Origin of the sequence: Rhodoferax ferrireducens (assembly GCF_003347515.1) — a bacterium.
Classification (GTDB): Bacteria; Pseudomonadota; Gammaproteobacteria; order Burkholderiales; family Burkholderiaceae_C; genus Rhodoferax.
Window position 1 is genome coordinate 1 of sequence record NZ_QEII01000292.1, and the last position, 216, is coordinate 216.

The window sequence follows — 216 nt, forward strand, 5'->3', positions numbered from 1 at the left end:
TACACCATGAAATCCAATCTGATCATTCAAGACCTGTCCGCCCGCAAGGAACTCGACCGCGCTGCGATGTCGTCTGTCCGTGGTGGCCATGCCATCGCTGCTGTTGGCGGCAACTCGGCCAACGTTGTCGGTGGCGGCATCTTCAGCCCAACCACCGTCGCCCAGGTCGGCCCGACGGTGACCAACGTTGATGCCAGCTCGCATCTCAAGCTCGAC

At 61.1% G+C, this 216-nt stretch carries 1 protein-coding gene; it reads left to right on the forward strand.

The annotated features are described in order from the left end of the window. Positions 1-216 (forward strand): hypothetical protein (locus tag C5P05_RS19085; protein ID WP_232834579.1); only part of this gene is annotated, 216 nt, incomplete at both ends.